Here is a 16,466-nt window from a genome sequence, read left to right on the forward strand (position 1 = left end):
GGTCAGTCTCCGGCCCCGGCCTGGAAGGGGCGCACCTCGATCGGCAGCGTGGTGGCCAATGCGTAGCGGCGGCCGATTTCCAGGGCGGCGTCCAGGTCGGGCACGTCGATGATCGTGATGCCGCCCAGGTACTCCTTACCCTCGACGAACGGGCCGTCGGTGACCAGGACGTCGCCGTCGCGGGCGCGCAGCACGGTGGCGGTTTCCGGGCCGTGCAGTCCGTGGCCGAAGACCCACGAGCCGGTGGAGGTCAGCTCGGCACGCAGCTCACCGAGCTGGCGCATCACCCCGGCCAGAAACTCCGGCTCCGGGGGCAGCTCACCCTGCGGCTGGTGAATGCTGAGCAGGTACAGCGTCATCGTTCCTCCTCGCGGGGGGCCGGTCTGTCGCCGGCCTCTCATCCTCCACACGATCGGCTGCCGCCCGGATCGACAGGCTGGCACGAAATTTTCCGAGGCCGGCACAGCCCCGGGGTCGGCCGGCGGGCCCTTTGCTCTGCACCCACGGATGCGACAGTCGGCGACCGGGCCAGGCGTCGCCTCGGTGGGTGCAGAGCAAAGGACGAAGGACAGGGGGTACGGGTCGCAGGCCCCGGCCCCGGACCGCAGGCCCGGACCGCAGGCCTGCGGCCGCAGGCCTGCGGCCGCGACCGGTGCCCGGTCGTGGCGGTAGCCATGCCGGCGACGGTTGTGGGTAGACACCGGCGTGACCGACGTCATGCGGGTGGTCGTGGTCGGCGCCGGTTTCTCCGGTCTCGCGGCCGCGCTTGCGCTGACCCGTGCCGGTGCCCAGGTGCGGGTGCTGGAGGCCCGCGACCGGGTGGGCGGCCGGGTGTTGACCCGCTGGTTGCCCGAACTCACCCAGGTCGACCTGGGCGCGCAGTGGATCGGTCCGACCCAGGACCGGATGTACGCGCTGATCGCCGAGCACGGGTTGGCCACCTTCGCGTCGGCGGCGGTCGGCGCGCCCACCCTGCTCTGGGCCGGCCAGCGCCGGGCCGAACCGCCGGCGGACGTCGACCGGGTGCTCAGCCTGCTCGACGAGTACGCCGCACGGCTGGACCCGGCAGCACCGTGGCGGGCGCCGGAGGCCGCGCAGTGGGATCGGACGCTCCTCGGCGGCTGGCTACACGCCACGGCCGGGGACGGCGACACCGCCGACTATCTGGGGCGTCTGCTCGCCGGCGGGCTGCTGGCCACCGGCGCGGACGAGCTGTCGCTGTTGCACCTGTTGTTCTACCTGCGCAGCGCCGGCGGGTCCGCGCCCCTGCTGCGGATGGCGGGTGGCGCGCAGCAGGACCGGATCGTGGGCGGGCCGCCCGCGCTGGCCGAGCGGATGGCCACTGCCCTGCCACCGGGGACGCTGACGTTGGCCGCACCGGTGCGGACCATCGAACAGAGCGCCGCCGGGGTGACGGCGTGGACCGACACCGGGCGCGTCGACGGCGACGCCCTGGTGGTCGCGCTGGCACCGGCACTGGCGGGCCGGATCCGGTACGCCCCACCGCTGCCCGCCCTCCGGGACGGCCTGACCCAGCGGATGCCGATGGGTTCGGCGCTGAAGGTGCACGCCGTCTACCCGGAGCCGTTCTGGCGTGCCGACGGGCTGTCCGGGGTGTCCACCAGCTCCGCCGGTCCGCTCACCGAGACGGTCGACAACTCCACCCCGACCTCGCCGCTCGGGGTGCTCACCGGGTTCAGCTACTCCTCCGACGCCGCCGCGCTTCGCGGGATGTCCCCCGCGCAGCGCCGGCGGTGCCTGCTGGACGCGTTCGCCGCCGTGGTCGGGCCACGGGCCGGTGACCCGATGGACCTCGTCGAGTACGACTGGTCGACCGAGGAGTGGACACGGGGCTGCTTCTCCGGTGTGTTCACCCCGGGGACCTGGAGCGTGAACGGCCCGCACCTTCGGGCGCCGGTGGGGCGGGTGCACTGGGCGGGTACCGAGACGGCTACCCACTGGACCGGCTACCTGGAGGGCGCGGTGCGCGCCGGTGAACGGGCCGCGGCCGAGGTGCTGGCGGGCTGAGGCGGGCACGACCGAGCCGGCCCGGTCTCGGCGGGACCGGGCCGGCGACGGCCCTGGGTGCCACCCGGCCGACCCGGCCCCGGAGGACTGGGTCGGCGCGGGCGCCCCGGTCAGGGGTAGGTGGTCAGGTACACCTGCTGGTTGGCCGCGTTCGCGGTGCCACCGGTGTTGTTGATCACCCGGTTGATGGTGCCGACGCCACCGAGCGAGACGGTGACCATGTTGGTGAAGCGCACGTTCGGGTTGTTGGGCACCTCAAAGGCCCGTTCCTCCACCACGGCGGGGTTGACGTTGAAGTAGCTGTAGCTGCCCAGCCCGAACGCCTGGTGACTGGTCACCGAGTCGGCGACCTTGTACGCGGCGTAGCCCCGGGTCGACCCGTTCATCCAGGCCGCCTGGTTGGGCGGGTCGTACGGCAGCTCGTTCTGGTAGAAGTACGTCCGGCCACCGTTGCCGTTCCAGATGGTCTGGTACTTCTGGTAGTGCTCGACGAAGAGGCCGTACATGGTGACGTTGTCGCCGTTGACCGTGAGCCCGGTGTCGGCGGTGTTCAGCGTCCACCCGGTGGGTACGCCGCTGGCGGCGTGGTCGGCCCGCCACAACCACATGTGGTCACCGATCACGTTGTCGCTGTTGACGGTCAGCGTGTTGGTGGCCTTGCCGACGTGTGGCCCGCCGATGCGGAAGAACACGTCGTGCAGCGAGGTCGGGTTGCTGGCGTGGCTCGCGGACGAGCCGGACGGCCCGACCTCCATCAGCACCGGCGAGTTCGTCGTGCCGGCCTCGAACATCAGGCCGGCCACCTTCACACCGTCCACGTCGGCCACCCGCATCCCGACGCTGCCGTTGTCGGCCTGGATGGTGGCCAGGCCGAGGCCGAGCACGACGGTGTCGGCCCGGTTGACCTGGATCGGCTCGGTGACGTGGTGCACGCCCGGGGTGAAGAGCAGGTGCCGACCCTGGGCGAGGGCCGCGTTGATGGTGGCCGCGCTGGTGCCCGGCTGGACGACGTAGAACTGCGACAGCGAGATGGACGAGCCGGCCGGGGTCTTGTTGTACCAGCTGGTGCCGGTGGAGTTGGTGCGCAGCGCCGGCACGAAGACCCGGTACTCACCGGTGCCGTCGACGTAGAGGAACGGCTTCTCGCGTACCTGGGGGGTCTGCGGGATGACGGTGTGCGACGGGTTGGGGAAGCTCGGCGCGGGAGCGCCGTTGACGCCCTGGAAGACCATGTTCCACACCGAGCCGGTCCAGCCGTTGCCGAACTCGCTGTTGCGGGAGTACCACTGCTGCTGCGAGCCGGAGACGACCAGGCCGTCGATGCGGGTGTCGGCCATCAGGCCGCCGCTGGACCAGCCGTCGCCGCCGTTCCAGAGCTGGATCTGGTTCTGCGCGCCGCGCAGGTGCATCCGCCGGTACGGCGCCGCCTGGGACACCGCCCAGCGCTCCACGGTCTGCCCGGCGGGCAGGGTGACCGACAGGTTCTCGGCGGCCCGCCAGAAGTTCTGGGTGGCGTTGCCGCCGAACCAGAACGCCTCGGTGCGGACGTGGCCGTTGAGGTTGACGTCGTCCGGGCTCAGGCCGAGGCCGGCGACCTGGGTGAAGAAGCCGAGGTTGACGTCGGCGGTGTAGTTGCCGGGCTTGAACAGCACCGCGTAGCGCTGCGGGCCGAACTGGTTGGTCTCCTGCTGGGTGAACAGGGTGTTCAGTCGACTCTGGATGGTCGACGTCGGCGTGCTCGGGTCGAAGACGAACGTGTTCGGCCCGAGGTTCGGGTTGCGCGGGTCGGTCGTGTCGACCGGGGGCTCCCCGGTCCCGCCGCCGGTGGTGTTCACCGCCAGCTCCCAGAGTGAGTAGCCGTAGGCGGTGCCCCGGGCGGTGCCGTACATCCGCAGGTAGCGACCGCTGCCGCTGACGGTCAGCGACTGCGTGCCGCCGGTGCCCGTGGTGGTCGAGTAGATCGTGGTCCAGGTGGCACCGTCGGCCGAGGTCTGGAGCTGGAAGGCCCGGGCGTACGCGGCCTCCCAGGTGAGCACCACCCGGCAGATCGTGCGGGTGCTGCCCAGGTCGACGCGCAGCCACTGTGGGTCGCTGGCGGCGCTGGCCCACCGGGTGCCGGTGTTGCCGTCGACGGCGGCGGACGCCGCGAGGCCGGCGTCCTGGGCGGACGAGGCGGTCGCCGGGCTGCCCTGCGCGACGTTGCTGCTGCCGCAGGTGGGCGTGCTGCCGCCGGTCTCGCCGTAGACCTGGAACTCCCAGAGCGAGTAGCCGTAGCCGGTGCCCCGGGCGGTGCCGTTCATCCGCACGTAGCGGCCTGCGCCGGTGACGGTGAGGTTCTGGGTGCCGCCGGTGCCGGTGGTGGTCGAGTAGATCGTGGTCCAGGTGGCGCCGTCGTCGGAGGTCTGGAGCTGGAAGGCCCGCCCGTAGGCGCCCTCCCAGAGCAGGTTCACCTGGGTGATGGTGGCCCGGGCACCCAGGTCGACCTGGAGCCACTGGGGGTCGCTGAACGCGCTGGCCCAGCGGGTGCCGGTGTTGCCGTCCACCGCGGCGGAGGCGGGGGTGCCGGCGTTCTCGGCGGACGACGCGGTGGCGGGGCGGCCCTGGGAGAGCAGGGTGGGTGCGGCCTGCGCGGGTGTGGTGGCACCGGCCGGGGTGAGCGCCGCGACCAGGGCCACGGTGAGCCCGACGATCAGGTGCCGGACGGCCCGTCGGGGACGCGGGCGTACGGATGTTGCACGAGATGTCATGACATCGCCTGTCGATAGGGGGGTACAGATGCCGGACGGGTGGGATCGGTGTTGGGCCCCGTGGCGCCGGGGTGGTGCCCGTGATGGGCGGCGCCGCGACCGGAGAGCGCTCTCGTGTGAGTGTTGCGGCGAGATTGCGACGGCGTCAAGACATCGATCTATAACACAGTTATTTATCCCGACCTTCGGGTTTTGTGTAATTTGCCGTCGGCGCTGCCGTCGGTTGCGCTCAGCGCCGGACGCCGCCCTCGGTGAGGAAGCGGGCGATCGGCAGGGTGGCCGCCCCCAACGCCACGGCGTCCACGCCGAGCCGGCACAGCTCGATCGACGCCTGCCCGTACGGCTGGCGCAGCGCCTGCCGGCCGGCAGCCTCCCGGACGGCCGGCAGCAGGTCACCCAGCGCCATCGCCGCCCAGCCGCCGAGCACCACCCGCTCCGGGTTGAACAGGTTGATCAGGTTGGCCACCCCCGCGCCGAGGTAGCCAGCGGTGTCGTCCAGCACCCGCCGGGCGGTGGCCGAGGTCTCGGCGGCGGCGACCAGCGCGGCGATCTGGGACTCCTCGTCCTCGCCGGGCACCGGCCGACCCCGGCGCGCCTCCCGGTAGCGGTCGATGATCGCCTCGGCGCCCACGTACGCCTCCAGGCAGCCGCGCGCGCCGCACCGGCAGGCCCGGCCGCCGTACACGAGGGTGGTGTGCCCCCACTCCCCCGCGCTGCTGGACGCGCCCCTGTAGGTGGCGCCGTTGGTCACCACGGACGCGCCGACCCCGGAGCCGACCAACGCGAAGACAGCGTGCCGGGCGCCCCGGCCGGCGCCGAACCACATCTCGGCCTGACCGAGGGTCTTGGCGCCGTTGTCGATGTGCAGCGGCAGGTTGGTGCCGACGCCGATCAGACGCTCCAGCGGCACCCGGTCCCAGCCGAGGGCCTGGGCATGCACGACCGCCTCGGTGCCCTGCTCGACCACGCCCGAGACGCCGATGCCGACGCCGAGCACGTCGCCGGGGGCCACCTGCGCCTGGCCGGTCACCGCGTCGATGCCGGCCAGCACGTGCCCAGCGACCAGGTCCGGCTCGGTCCGTGCCGGGTCGAGCGGGTACTCGATGCTGGCCAGCAGGGTCATCGCGAAGTCGAACAGCTCCACCCGGACCCGGGTCTCGCCGACGTCCACGCCGACCACGAAGGCGAATCGGGGCGCGATCCGCAGCAGCATGCTGGGCCGACCGCCGTCGGACTCGGCGGCCCCGGCCTCGGCGACGAGCCCCTCGTCGATCAGGTCGGCCACCACGTTGCTGACCGCCGGCTGGCTCAGCCCCGTGCTGCGCACCAGGTCCTGCCGGGTGAGCGGGCCGTCGAGGAAGAGCTTGGTCAGCAGGGCGGACCGGTTGCGCAGTCGAACACTGCGGTTGGTGGCACGCGCCAGCTCCACTCGTCACCTCGTTCCCGTCGGCCGTTCGAGGCGACTGTAACCGCCTCGTGCTTGACGACCCACCGGCCAGCAACTTTAATGACGACATAATTTAAGCCGTGATGTAACTCCCGGGAAACGCCGACGGACCCCGACGGCGCACCCCCGAACCCTGTCCGCAGCCGGCCACCCGTCGCCCGACCCCTATCGGCGACGAAGGCCGGCGGACCCCCACCACGCACCGGAAGGGCTGACCCGTGTCGAGACGACACCTCGGGATATTCACCGCCGCCGTACTGGCCGCCGCCTCACTGACCGCCTGCGGTGGCTCCGGCGACGACTCCGCCGCATCACCCAAGACCCTCACCTACTGGGCCAGCAACCAGGGCGCCAGCCTCGAGGCCGACAAGACGATCCTCCAGCCCGAGCTGGACAAGTTCGAGAAGCAGACCGGGATCAAGGTCACCGTCGAGGTGGTCCCGTGGTCGGACCTGCTCAACCGCCTGCTCGCGGCCGCCGCCTCCGGCAAGGGCCCGGACGTGGTCAACATCGGCAACACCTGGTCGGCCTCGTTGCAGGCCACCGGCGCGATGGTCGAGTTCGACGACGCCACCCTGCAGGCCGTCGGTGGCAAGGACCGGATCGTGCCGGCCGCGCTCGCCGCCGCCGGTGCCCCCGGCAAGCCGCCGGCCGCCGTGCCGCTCTACAGCATGGCGTACAGCCTGTACTACAACAAGAAGTCGTTCGCCGACGCCGGTCTCACCACGCCGCCGACCACCTGGGAGCAGCTCGCCGAGTACGGCAAGAAGCTCAGCACCGGCGGCAAGTGGGGTCTGGCGATCGAGGGGGCCAACCCGTCGGAGAACGCCCACCACGCGTTCACCTTCAGCCAGCAGTACGGCGGTGAGTGGTTCGACTCGGCCGGCAAGCCGACCTTCGACACCCCGCAGAACGTCTCGGCGATCAAGCGCTACATCGACTTCATGGCCGCCGACAAGATCACCAACCCGAGCAACGCCGAGTACGCGCAGAACCAGTCGGTCTCCGACTTCGCCAACGGCAAGGCCGCCATGCTGCTCTGGCAGTCCGCCGGCTCGAACCTGAAGACGCAGAACATGCCGGCCGACGCGTACGGGGTGGCCCCGGTGCCGTTCCTGGCCAGCCCCCCGGCCGGCGGCAAGAAGGTCAACAGCATGGTCGCCGGGATCAACATGGCGGTCTTCAAGCACACCAAGAACAAGGACGGCGCGCTGAGCTTCGTCAAGTTCATGACCAGCGACGAGGAGCAGACGCTCCTCAACAAGACGTACGGCTCGCTGCCGGCGGTGAAGACCGCGGGCTCCGACCCGGCGTTCAGCGCCACCGAGCAGAAGACCATCCAGGAGACCCTGGTCACCACCGCGGCCCCGCTGCCGCAGGTGCCCGAGGAGAGCACCTTCGAGACCCTGGTCGGCACCGCGATGAAGGAGCTGTTCGCGGACGCGGCCAGCGGCAAGCCGGTCACCGAGGCGTCGGTGAAGGCCAAGCTGACCGACGCGCAGCAGAAGATGCGCTGACCCAGGCGTCACCGGTGGCCGTGGTCGGGCGCTGAGCCCGGCCACGGCCACCGACTCCGAGAGGACCCCGATGGCAACCAGCACCACCGCGCCGGACGCCGACCGGCGCGAACCCCGGGCCGGGTCACCGGCCCGGAGGCCGGCCCGCCGGCCCCGCGGCCCCCGCCGCTCACTCCTGCCGTACCTGCTGCTCGCACCGGCCATCGTGCTGGAACTCGCCATCCACGTCATCCCGATGGTGGTCGGCGTCTGGATGAGCATGCTGGAGCTGACCCAGTTCCACATCCGCGACTGGTCCACCGCGCCCTTCATCGGGTTCGAGAACTACCGGGCGACGCTCGACCTGAACAGCGCCGCCGGCAAGGAACTGCTGCACTCGTTCTGGATCACCCTGGCCTACAGCGTGCTCTCGGTCGGGTTCGCCTGGCTGCTCGGCATCTCGGCGGCGGTCGTGCTGCAACGGCCCTTCCGGGGGCGGGCGATCCTGCGGGCGCTGTTCCTCACCCCGTACGCTCTGCCGGTCTACGCCGCGGTGATCACCTGGAGCTTCCTGCTGCAACGGGACACCGGCCTGGTCAACCACGTCCTCGTCGACCAGCTCGGGCTGCTGGGCGAGCGGCCGTTCTGGTTGATCGGCGACAACAGCTTCTGGTCGCTGCTGGTGGTGTCGGTGTGGCGCAACTGGCCGTTCGCGTTCCTCTGCCTCATGGCGGGCCTGCAGAACGTGCCCGGCGAGATGTACGAGGCCGCCGCCATCGACGGCGCCGGGTTCTGGCGTCGGCTGCGCTCGGTCACCCTGCCGATGCTGCGGCCGGTGAACCTCGTGCTGCTGCTGGTGCTGTTCCTGTGGACGTTCAACGACTTCAACACCCCGTTCGTGCTCTTCGGCGGTTCCGCGCCGGAGCAGGCCGACCTCATCTCCATCCACATCTACCGCAGCTCCTTCAAGACCTGGGACTTCGGCTCCGGTTCGGCGATGTCCGTGGCGCTGCTGCTGTTCCTGCTGGTCGTCTCGGCCGTGTACCTGCTGATCACCAACCGTCGGAGGGACGACCATGCGTGAGACCGCCGGCGAGCGCTGGGGCCGGCGCATCGTGCTGACCCTGCTCACCCTCTTCGTCGTCATCCCGCTCTACGTGATGGTCACCTCCGCCGTGAAGCCGTTGCAGGACGTGCAGAACGGCTTCACCTGGTGGCCCAGCCGCCCGACGCTGCAACCGTTCGTGGACATGTGGAGCACCGTGCCGCTGGCCCGGTACCTGGTGAACAGCCTGGTGGTGTCGACCATCGCGGCGGTCTGCTCGGTGGCGGTGGCCATCTTCGCCGCGTTCGCGGTGAGCCGGTACCGGTTCCGTGGCCGGGGGGTCTTCTCGGTGACGGTGCTGTCCACCCAGATGTTCCCCGGCATCCTGTTCCTGCTGCCGCTGTTCCTCATCTACGTCAACCTGGGCAACGCGACCGGCATCGAGCTGTACGCCAGCCGCACCGGCCTGGTGATCACGTACCTGACCTTCTCGTTGCCGTTCTCGATCTGGATGCTGGTCGGCTACTTCGACTCGATCCCCCGAGGGCTGGACGAGGCGGCGCAGGTCGACGGCGCGGGCCCGCTGCGCATCCTGTTCCAGGTGATCCTGCCGGCCGCCGTGCCCGGCGTCGTCGCGGTCACCGTGTACGCGTTCATGACCGCCTGGGGTGAGGTGCTCTTCGCGTCGGTGATGACCGACGAGGGCAGCCGCACCCTGGCCGTCGGCCTCCAGGGCTACTCCACCCAGTTCAACGTCTACTGGAACCAGATCATGGCCGCCTCGCTGGTGGTCAGCATCCCGGTCGTCGTCGGCTTCCTGGCCCTGCAGCGGTACTTCGTCGCCGGCCTCACCGCCGGCGCGGTCAAGTGAGTCATCCACACCCAGAGGAGATCCGTCCCGTGCCCGACCTGTCCAAGCTGCCACCCGACTTCCTCTGGGGCGTCGCCACGGCGGCGTACCAGATCGAGGGGGCCGTCGACGTCGACGGCCGGGCGCCGTCCATCTGGGACACCTTCTCGGCGACCCCCGGCAAGGTCGACAACGGCGACACCGGCGCGGTGGCCTGCGACCACTACCACCGGTGGCCGGAGGATTTCGCGTTGCTGCGCCGGCTCGGCGTGGACGCGTACCGTTTCTCGGTGGCCTGGCCCCGGGTGATGCCCGACGGCGTCGGGCGGGTCAACCCCGCCGGGCTGGACTTCTACGACCGGCTCGTCGACACGCTGCTGGCCGACGGGATCCGGCCGTTCGTCACGCTCTACCACTGGGATCTGCCGCAGGCGTTGCAGGAGCGGGGCGGTTGGCCGGAGCGCGCCACCGCCGAGGCGTTCGCCGACTACGCGGCGGTGGTGGCCGCCCGCCTGGGTGACCGGGTGGGCGACTGGTGCACCGTCAACGAGCCGCTCTGCGTGTGTTGGATCGGGCACCTGGACGGCAACATGGCCCCCGGCGAGCGGGACCTCACCCGCGCGGTGCACGCCTCGCACCACGTGCTGCTCGGGCACGGGCTGGCCACCCAGGCGATCCGCGCCAACGCGACCCGTCCGGCCTCGGTGGGTCTGGTGGTCAACCTCAGCCCGATCGAGGCGGCCACCGACCGACCCGAGGACGTCGCGGCGGCCCGCCGGGCGGACGGGCACGTCAACCGGTGGTGGCTGGACCCGATCCACGGGCGCGGTTACCCCGCCGACATGATCGCCACCTACGGCGTCGAGCCACCGGTACGCGGTGACGACCTCGCGGTGATCGCCACGCCCACCGACTTCCTCGGGGTGAACTACTACTTCCGCCAACTGGTGGTCGACGACCCGACCGGCGCGGCGCCGTACGCCCGGCAGGTGCCGGTGCCCGGTTCGGTGGAGACCGCGATGGGCTGGGAGATGTACCCGGCGGGGCTGGAGCGGCTGCTGGTCGACGTGCACGAGGAGTACCGGCCCGGCCGGATCATCGTCACCGAGAGCGGCTCGGCGTGGACGGACGAGGTCACCGCGGACGGCCGGGTGGAGGACAAGGAGCGCACCGACCACCTGGAGCAGCACCTGGCGGCGTGCGCGTCGGCGGTGGCCCGGGGTGTGCCGCTGGACGGCTACTTCGTCTGGTCGCTGCTGGACAACTTCGAGTGGGCGTACGGCTACGACAAGCGCTTCGGGCTGGTGCACGTCGACTACCCGACCCAGCGCCGGACAATGAAGGCGAGCGGCCTGCGCTACGCCGAGCTGATTCGCGCCCACCAGACTCTCGCCCGTACCACGGGGACGGCCGCACCGGTGGCCTGATCGGGGGCGGCGCGGCAGGCCGCCCGGGGATGCCGTGCTGGCGACCCCGGGCGGCCATTTTCCGTCTCCGTGCGGACGGCTGCCGCCTCACCCGTCGCTGGGGCCGCGCAGCCGCAGCAGGTCGGCCGGGGTGTCCACGTCCAGCGGTGCGCCGACGTCGTCGCAGGGCACCTCGACCACCAGATCCGGGCGGTCGCGCAGCAGGTCGCGGGCGCCCCGGTCGCCGACGGCGTATCGCTCCAGCAGCGGCCAGGTCTCCCGGCCCAGCAGCACCGGGTGCCCCGGCCGGCCGGCGTAGGTGGCGACCGCGACGAGCGCACCGCCGTCGTACGCGGCCCGCACCCGGCGGACCGCGACCGGGCTGAGCAGCGGCTGGTCGACGAGGACCACCACCGCGGCCGGTACGTGGGCCGGCAGGGAGGCCAGGCCCCGGCGCAGCGACGATCCCAGCCCTTCGGGCCAGCCGTCGTGCCGGACCGGCACCGCGCCGGGCAGCTCGGGCACCTCGTCGGCGCCCGCGCCGAGCACCACGTGCACGGGTGTGCAACCGCCGTCGCCGAGCAGCGTGATCCCTCGCCGCACCAGCGGCACGCCATCCAGCTCGACCAGCGCCTTCGGGCGGCCGTACCGCCGCCCGGCGCCGGCCGCCAGCAGCAGCCCGGCCGTCACCCGCATCACCCCCGTACGAATGGCTTTGCGTTATTCGCCCTCAGATGTACCGACAAAGCTAGTCTGGGCCGGTGCAGGGCGGAGGAGAGAACGCGACGACGACCGACGAGCGGCACTCGTCCCGGGTGACGTTCGAGGTCAACGGTTCGTCGCGTGAGGTGACGCTGGACAACCGCACCACGCTGCTGGACGCGCTGCGCGAGCACCTCGACCTGACCGGGGCGAAGAAGGGCTGCGACCACGGCCAGTGCGGCTCCTGCACGGTGCTGCTGGACGGCCGTCGGGTGAAGAGCTGCCTGGTCTTCGCGGTCACCCTGGAGGGCCGCTCGGTGGTCAGCGTCGAGGGGTTGGCCGGGCCGGACGAGCTGTCGCCGTTGCAGGCCGCGTTCATCGCGCACGACGCGTTCCAGTGCGGCTACTGCACACCCGGGCAGCTCTGCTCCGCCCGCGGGATGCTCGACGAGGTCGCCCGGGGTTGGCCCAGCGCCGTCACCGACGACCTGAGTGCACCGGCCGAGCTGACCGACGCGGAGATCCGCGAACGGATGGCCGGCAACCTGTGCCGGTGTGCCGCGTACCCGCACATCGTCGCGGCCGTGCGCGAGACGGCGGCCGCCTCGTGAGGGCGTTCCGCTACCACCGGCCCGCCGACGTGGCGGACGCGGTCGCCGTGCTGGCGGCCGAGCCGCAGGCCGCGTACCTGGGCGGCGGGACGAACCTGGTGGACCTGATGAAACTCGGGGTGCAACGCCCCGACGTGCTGGTGGACGTGACCCGACTCCCGCTGGACACCGTCGAGGAGGCGCCCGACGGCGGGCTGCGGATCGGCGCGACCGTCCGCAACAGTGACCTCGCGGCCCACCCGACGGTCCGCCGGGACTACCCGGTACTGGCCCGCGCCCTGCTGGCCGCCGCCTCCGGACAACTGCGCAACATGGCCACCACCGGTGGCAACCTGTTGCAGCGCACCCGCTGCGTCTACTTCCAGGACACCGGCAAGGCGTGCAACAAGCGCGAGCCGGGCAGCGGTTGCGCCGCCCTGCACGGGCAGAACCGCGACCTGGCGGTGCTGGACTGGTCCGAGCAGTGCGTGGCCACCCACCCGTCCGACCTGGCCGTGGCGCTGACCGCACTCGACACGGTGGTGGAGGTGCACGAGCCCGACGGCCCCCGCGACGTCCCGATCACCGCCCTGTACCGCTCCCCCGGCACGCACCCGGAACGGGAGACCACCCTGGCCCGGGGCACGCTGATCACCGCCGTCCGGTTGCCACCGCTGCCGGCCGCGCGCCGCTCGACGTACGTCAAGGTGCGCGACCGGGCCTCGTTCGCCTTCGCCGTCGGCTCGGTGGCCGCGGTGCTGGACCTCGACGGCGACGTGGTCCGCGACGTCCGGCTGGCGTACGGGGCGGTGGCGCACCGACCGTGGCGGGCGTACCGGGCCGAGGAGGCGCTGCGGGGTCGACCGTTCAGCCCCGAGCTGGCCGCGCGGGCCGCCGACGCGGAGCTGGCCGAGGCCCGCCCGTTGCGGCACAACGGCTTCAAGGTGCCGCTGACCCGGGCCATCACGGTGCGGGCGCTCAGCGAGCTGGCGTCGTCGTGAGCACCGGCGCGGTCGGCCGCGCGTACCCCCGGTTGGAGGGCCGCGAGAAGGTCACCGGCACGGCCCGCTACGCGGTGGAGTACCCGGTGGACGGGATCACCTACGGCTGGGCGGTGCCCTCGGCGGTGGTACGGGGCCGGATCACGCGGGTCGACACGACGCAGGCGCTCGCGTCGCCGGGCGTGCTGGCCGTCGTGCACCACGGCAACGCGCCGCGCCTCGCGCCCGGCCCCGAGCCGGAGCTGTGGCTGTTGCAGGAGCCGGCGGTGCACTACCGGGGGCAGTACGTCGCCGTGGTGGTGGCCACCAGCCTGGAGGCGGCCCGCGAGGGCGCCCGGCTGGTCCGGATCGACTACGACGCCGGCCCGCACAGCACGGTGCTCACCGACGACCATCCCGGCCTGTACCAGCCGGACCACGTCAACCCCAGCTATCCGACGGACACCGCCGAGGGTGACTTCGACGCCGGGTACGCGGCCGCCCCGGTGCGGGTGGACGTCACGTACCGCACCCCGGCGTACCACAACAACCCGATGGAGCCGCACGCCACGACGGCGCAGTGGCGCGACGGGCGGCTGCTGGTGCACGACTCCAACCAGGGCGCGACGTCGGTACGGGCCACGCTCGCCGAGCTGTTCGAGGTGCCCCCGGAGTCGGTGCGGGTCGTCGCGCAGCACGTCGGCGGCGGCTTCGGCAGCAAGGGGTACGCCAAGGCCGCGGTGGTGCTGACCGCCCTCGCGGCCCGGCACGTGGACCGACCGGTCAAGCTGGCGCTGACCCGCCAGCAGATCTTCGGGCCGATCGGCTACCGCACCCCCACCATCCAGCGGGTCCGCCTCGCCGCCGACGCCGACGGGCGACTCACCGCGATCTGCCACGACGCGATCAGCCAGACCTCGACCATCCGCGAGTTCGCCGAGCAGACCGCCGTCTACACCCGCAGCATGTACGCGGCACCGCACCGCCGCACCACGCACCGGCTGGTCCGCCTCGACGTACCCACGCCGTTCTGGATGCGCGCCCCCGGTGAGTGCCCCGGCGCGTACGCCCTGGAGTCGGCGATGGACGAGCTGGCCCTCGCCGTCGGCATCGACCCGGTGGAGTTGCGCATCCGCAACGACACGGAGGTCGACCCCGACCAGGGGCGGCCGTTCACCAGCCGCAACCTGGTGGCCTGCCTGCGCGAGGGTGCGCAGCGGTTCGGCTGGACGGACCGGGACCCGACGCCCCGCGCCCGGCGCGACGGGCGCTGGCTGATCGGCACGGGGATGGCCGGGTCGAGCTACCCGGCCCGGGCCAGGCCGTCGTCGGCCAGGGCCACCGCCCGACCCGACGGGAGCTTCCTGGTGCAGATCAACGCCACCGACATCGGCACCGGCGCCCGGACGGCGATCTGGCAGGTGGCCGCCGACGCGCTCGGGGTGCCACCGGAGCGGGTGGAGATCCACATCGGCGACACCGCCCTGCCGACCGCTCCGCTGGCCGGAGGCTCGATGGGCACCGCCAGTTGGAGCTGGGCGGTGATCCGGGCCGCTCAGACGCTGCGCGAGAAGCTGCAAGACCTCCCTGGCGGGGTGCCGGCCGACGACGTGTCCGCCGATGCCGACACCACCGACGAGGTGGGCGGGCAGCCCACGCTCCCCCGGTACGCGTACGGGGCGCAGTTCGCCGAGGTGCGGGTGGACGCGGACACCGGCGAGGTACGGCTGAACCGGATGCTCGGCGTCTTCGCGGCCGGCCGGGTGGTGAACCCGACGACGGCGCGCAGCCAACTCATCGGCGGCATGACGATGGGGCTGTCGATGGCCCTGCACGAGGAGGGCCTGCTCGACGAGCGGTACGGCGACTGGGTGAACCACGACCTGGCCACGTATCACATCACCGGCTGCGCGGACGTGGAGTCCGTCGAGGCGTACTGGCTCGACGAGCACGACGACGAGCTGAACCCGGCCGGCGTGAAGGGCATCGGCGAGATCGGCATCGTCGGGGCGGCGGCGGCGATCGCCAACGCGGTGCACCACGCCACCGGCGTGCGGGTGCGCGACCTGCCGATCCGGTTGGACAAGCTGGTCGGCACATCAAGCTTGGCTTAAATAAGCCGGCAGTGATATAAAGGTCGTCGTGCACGCCTTCGACGTGCTGGGCGATCCGGTCCGGCGCCGCATCCTGGAGCTGCTGGCCGACGGCGAGCAGACCGCCGGCGCGGTCAGCGCGGTCATCCGCGACGAGTTCGGCATCTCCCAGCCCGCCGTGTCCCAGCACCTCAAGGTGTTACGGGACAACGGCTTCGCCACCGTGCGGCCGGAGGGCACCCGGCGGCTGTACGCGGTCGACCCGCGCCCGTTGCGCGAGGTCGACGGCTGGCTGGAGCACTTCCGCCGGTTCTGGACCCCACCCCTGGCGGCACTCGCCACCGAGCTGGCCCGGGGCCGACGCGAGCGTCGGTTGCGCGGGCCCGCCGACCCACCCGACGAGAGGAACACCTGATGTTCGACGCAACCGAGCAGATCAACGCCGTGCAGCGCAAGGTCGGCAGCCGCACCCTGGAAGCCGGCGAGGCTCGGGTCACCACGATCAGCCAGACCTACCAGGCGACGGCCGAGGACCTGTGGGACGCCTGCACCAGCGCCGAGCGCATCCCGCGCTGGTTCCTGCCGATCACCGGTGACCTGCGGCTGGGCGGCACGTACCAGCTCCAGGGCAACGCCGGCGGCACCGTCGAGAGCTGCGAGCCGCCGAACCGCTTCACCGCCACCTGGGAGATGGGCGGCGAGGTGAGCTGGATCGAGGTGCGGGTCACCCCGGTCGGCGACGAGCGGGCCCGCCTCGACCTCGACCACATCGCGCACGTCGACCAGGACCGGTGGGCCCAGTTCGGCCCGGGCGCGGTCGGTGTCGGCTGGGATCTGGGGCTGCTCGGCCTCGCCTCGCACCTGGCCGGCGACGGCAGCGGGATCACCCCGGAGCAGGGCGCCGAGTGGACCGCCTCCGACGAGGGACGACGGGCCATGGAGCTGAGCAGCCACCTGTGGGGTGAGGCGAGCATCGCCGCCGGCACCGACGCCGACGAGGCGAAGGCCGCAGCCGAGCGCACCACCGCCTTCTACACCGGCGCGCCGGAGGCCTGAGCGAGGGCGGCGGCGCGGCGGCGGAC

General features: G+C 72.1%; 14 protein-coding genes. 10 read left to right on the top strand and 4 right to left on the bottom strand.

Features of this window, described 5'->3' with window-relative positions; genetic code table 11:
• Window positions 1-2: 2 nt before the first annotated feature.
• Window positions 3-359: a YciI family protein gene (locus LADH09A_RS18295; RefSeq protein WP_238646680.1), complete on the bottom strand. Its 357-nt coding sequence runs from the start codon at window positions 357-359 to the stop codon at window positions 3-5.
• A 346-nt stretch (window positions 360-705) separates the two neighbouring features.
• Between LADH09A_RS18295 and LADH09A_RS18300 the strand changes: the two genes are divergently transcribed.
• Entirely contained in the window at window positions 706-2,028 is a 1,323-nt protein-coding gene (locus LADH09A_RS18300) for a flavin monoamine oxidase family protein (RefSeq protein ID WP_308194611.1), read from the top strand.
• A gap of 110 nt (window positions 2,029-2,138) precedes the next feature.
• Here LADH09A_RS18300 and LADH09A_RS18305 read toward each other — a convergent pair whose 3' ends face one another.
• Window positions 2,139-4,775 (bottom strand): discoidin domain-containing protein, encoded by a 2,637-nt coding sequence (locus LADH09A_RS18305; RefSeq protein WP_238646681.1) that lies wholly within the window; start codon window positions 4,773-4,775, stop codon window positions 2,139-2,141.
• A gap of 229 nt (window positions 4,776-5,004) precedes the next feature.
• Window positions 5,005-6,204 carry an ROK family transcriptional regulator gene (locus LADH09A_RS18310; protein WP_238646682.1) on the bottom strand — a complete coding sequence of 400 codons (1,200 nt, stop codon included), beginning with the start codon at window positions 6,202-6,204 and terminating at the stop codon, window positions 5,005-5,007.
• A gap of 236 nt (window positions 6,205-6,440) precedes the next feature.
• Here LADH09A_RS18310 and LADH09A_RS18315 point away from each other — a divergent pair, with 236 nt between their 5' ends.
• From LADH09A_RS18315 to LADH09A_RS18330, 4 genes are all read left to right on the top strand, one after another.
• Window positions 6,441-7,739 (top strand): sugar ABC transporter substrate-binding protein, encoded by a 1,299-nt coding sequence (locus LADH09A_RS18315; RefSeq protein ID WP_238646683.1) that lies wholly within the window; start codon window positions 6,441-6,443, stop codon window positions 7,737-7,739.
• A 70-nt stretch (window positions 7,740-7,809) separates the two neighbouring features.
• A complete protein-coding gene (locus LADH09A_RS18320; protein WP_238646684.1) occupies window positions 7,810-8,802 on the top strand; it encodes a carbohydrate ABC transporter permease in 993 nt (330 codons plus the stop codon).
• On the top strand, window positions 8,795-9,634 hold the full coding sequence (locus tag LADH09A_RS18325) for a carbohydrate ABC transporter permease (RefSeq protein ID WP_238646685.1): 840 nt from the start codon (window positions 8,795-8,797) through the stop codon (window positions 9,632-9,634). Before LADH09A_RS18320 ends, LADH09A_RS18325 begins: the two co-directional genes overlap by 8 nt.
• 29 nt (window positions 9,635-9,663) lie before the next feature.
• Window positions 9,664-11,040, top strand: coding sequence for a GH1 family beta-glucosidase (locus tag LADH09A_RS18330; protein ID WP_238646686.1), 1,377 nt, complete (start codon window positions 9,664-9,666; stop codon window positions 11,038-11,040).
• A gap of 87 nt (window positions 11,041-11,127) precedes the next feature.
• On the opposite strand, the gene LADH09A_RS18335 is transcribed toward LADH09A_RS18330, so the two are convergent.
• Window positions 11,128-11,715, bottom strand: a complete 588-nt coding sequence (locus LADH09A_RS18335; protein ID WP_238646692.1) for a nucleotidyltransferase family protein — start codon at window positions 11,713-11,715, stop codon at window positions 11,128-11,130.
• Window positions 11,716-11,834: 119 nt separating this feature from the next.
• Between LADH09A_RS18335 and LADH09A_RS18340 the strand changes: the two genes are divergently transcribed.
• From LADH09A_RS18340 to LADH09A_RS18360, 5 genes are read left to right on the top strand one after another with little or no spacing between them, the layout of a single operon-like run.
• Window positions 11,835-12,332 (top strand): 2Fe-2S iron-sulfur cluster-binding protein, encoded by a 498-nt coding sequence (locus LADH09A_RS18340; protein WP_238646693.1) that lies wholly within the window; start codon window positions 11,835-11,837, stop codon window positions 12,330-12,332.
• Entirely contained in the window at window positions 12,329-13,312 is a 984-nt protein-coding gene (locus LADH09A_RS31960) for an FAD binding domain-containing protein (RefSeq protein ID WP_308194612.1), read from the top strand. The genes LADH09A_RS18340 and LADH09A_RS31960 overlap by 4 nt, the downstream gene beginning before the upstream one ends.
• On the top strand, window positions 13,309-15,405 hold the full coding sequence (locus LADH09A_RS18350) for a xanthine dehydrogenase family protein molybdopterin-binding subunit (RefSeq protein WP_238646687.1): 2,097 nt from the start codon (window positions 13,309-13,311) through the stop codon (window positions 15,403-15,405). Before LADH09A_RS31960 ends, LADH09A_RS18350 begins: the two co-directional genes overlap by 4 nt.
• A 28-nt stretch (window positions 15,406-15,433) precedes the next feature.
• Window positions 15,434-15,799, top strand: coding sequence for an ArsR/SmtB family transcription factor (locus tag LADH09A_RS18355; protein WP_088948476.1), 366 nt, complete (start codon window positions 15,434-15,436; stop codon window positions 15,797-15,799).
• Window positions 15,799-16,440 (top strand): SRPBCC family protein, encoded by a 642-nt coding sequence (locus LADH09A_RS18360; RefSeq protein ID WP_238646688.1) that lies wholly within the window; start codon window positions 15,799-15,801, stop codon window positions 16,438-16,440. The genes LADH09A_RS18355 and LADH09A_RS18360 overlap by 1 nt, the downstream gene beginning before the upstream one ends.
• Window positions 16,441-16,466 lie beyond the last annotated feature (26 nt).

The organism is Micromonospora cabrerizensis (assembly GCF_022230955.1).
In the GTDB taxonomy this organism is placed as follows: domain Bacteria; phylum Actinomycetota; class Actinomycetes; order Mycobacteriales; family Micromonosporaceae; genus Micromonospora; species Micromonospora cabrerizensis.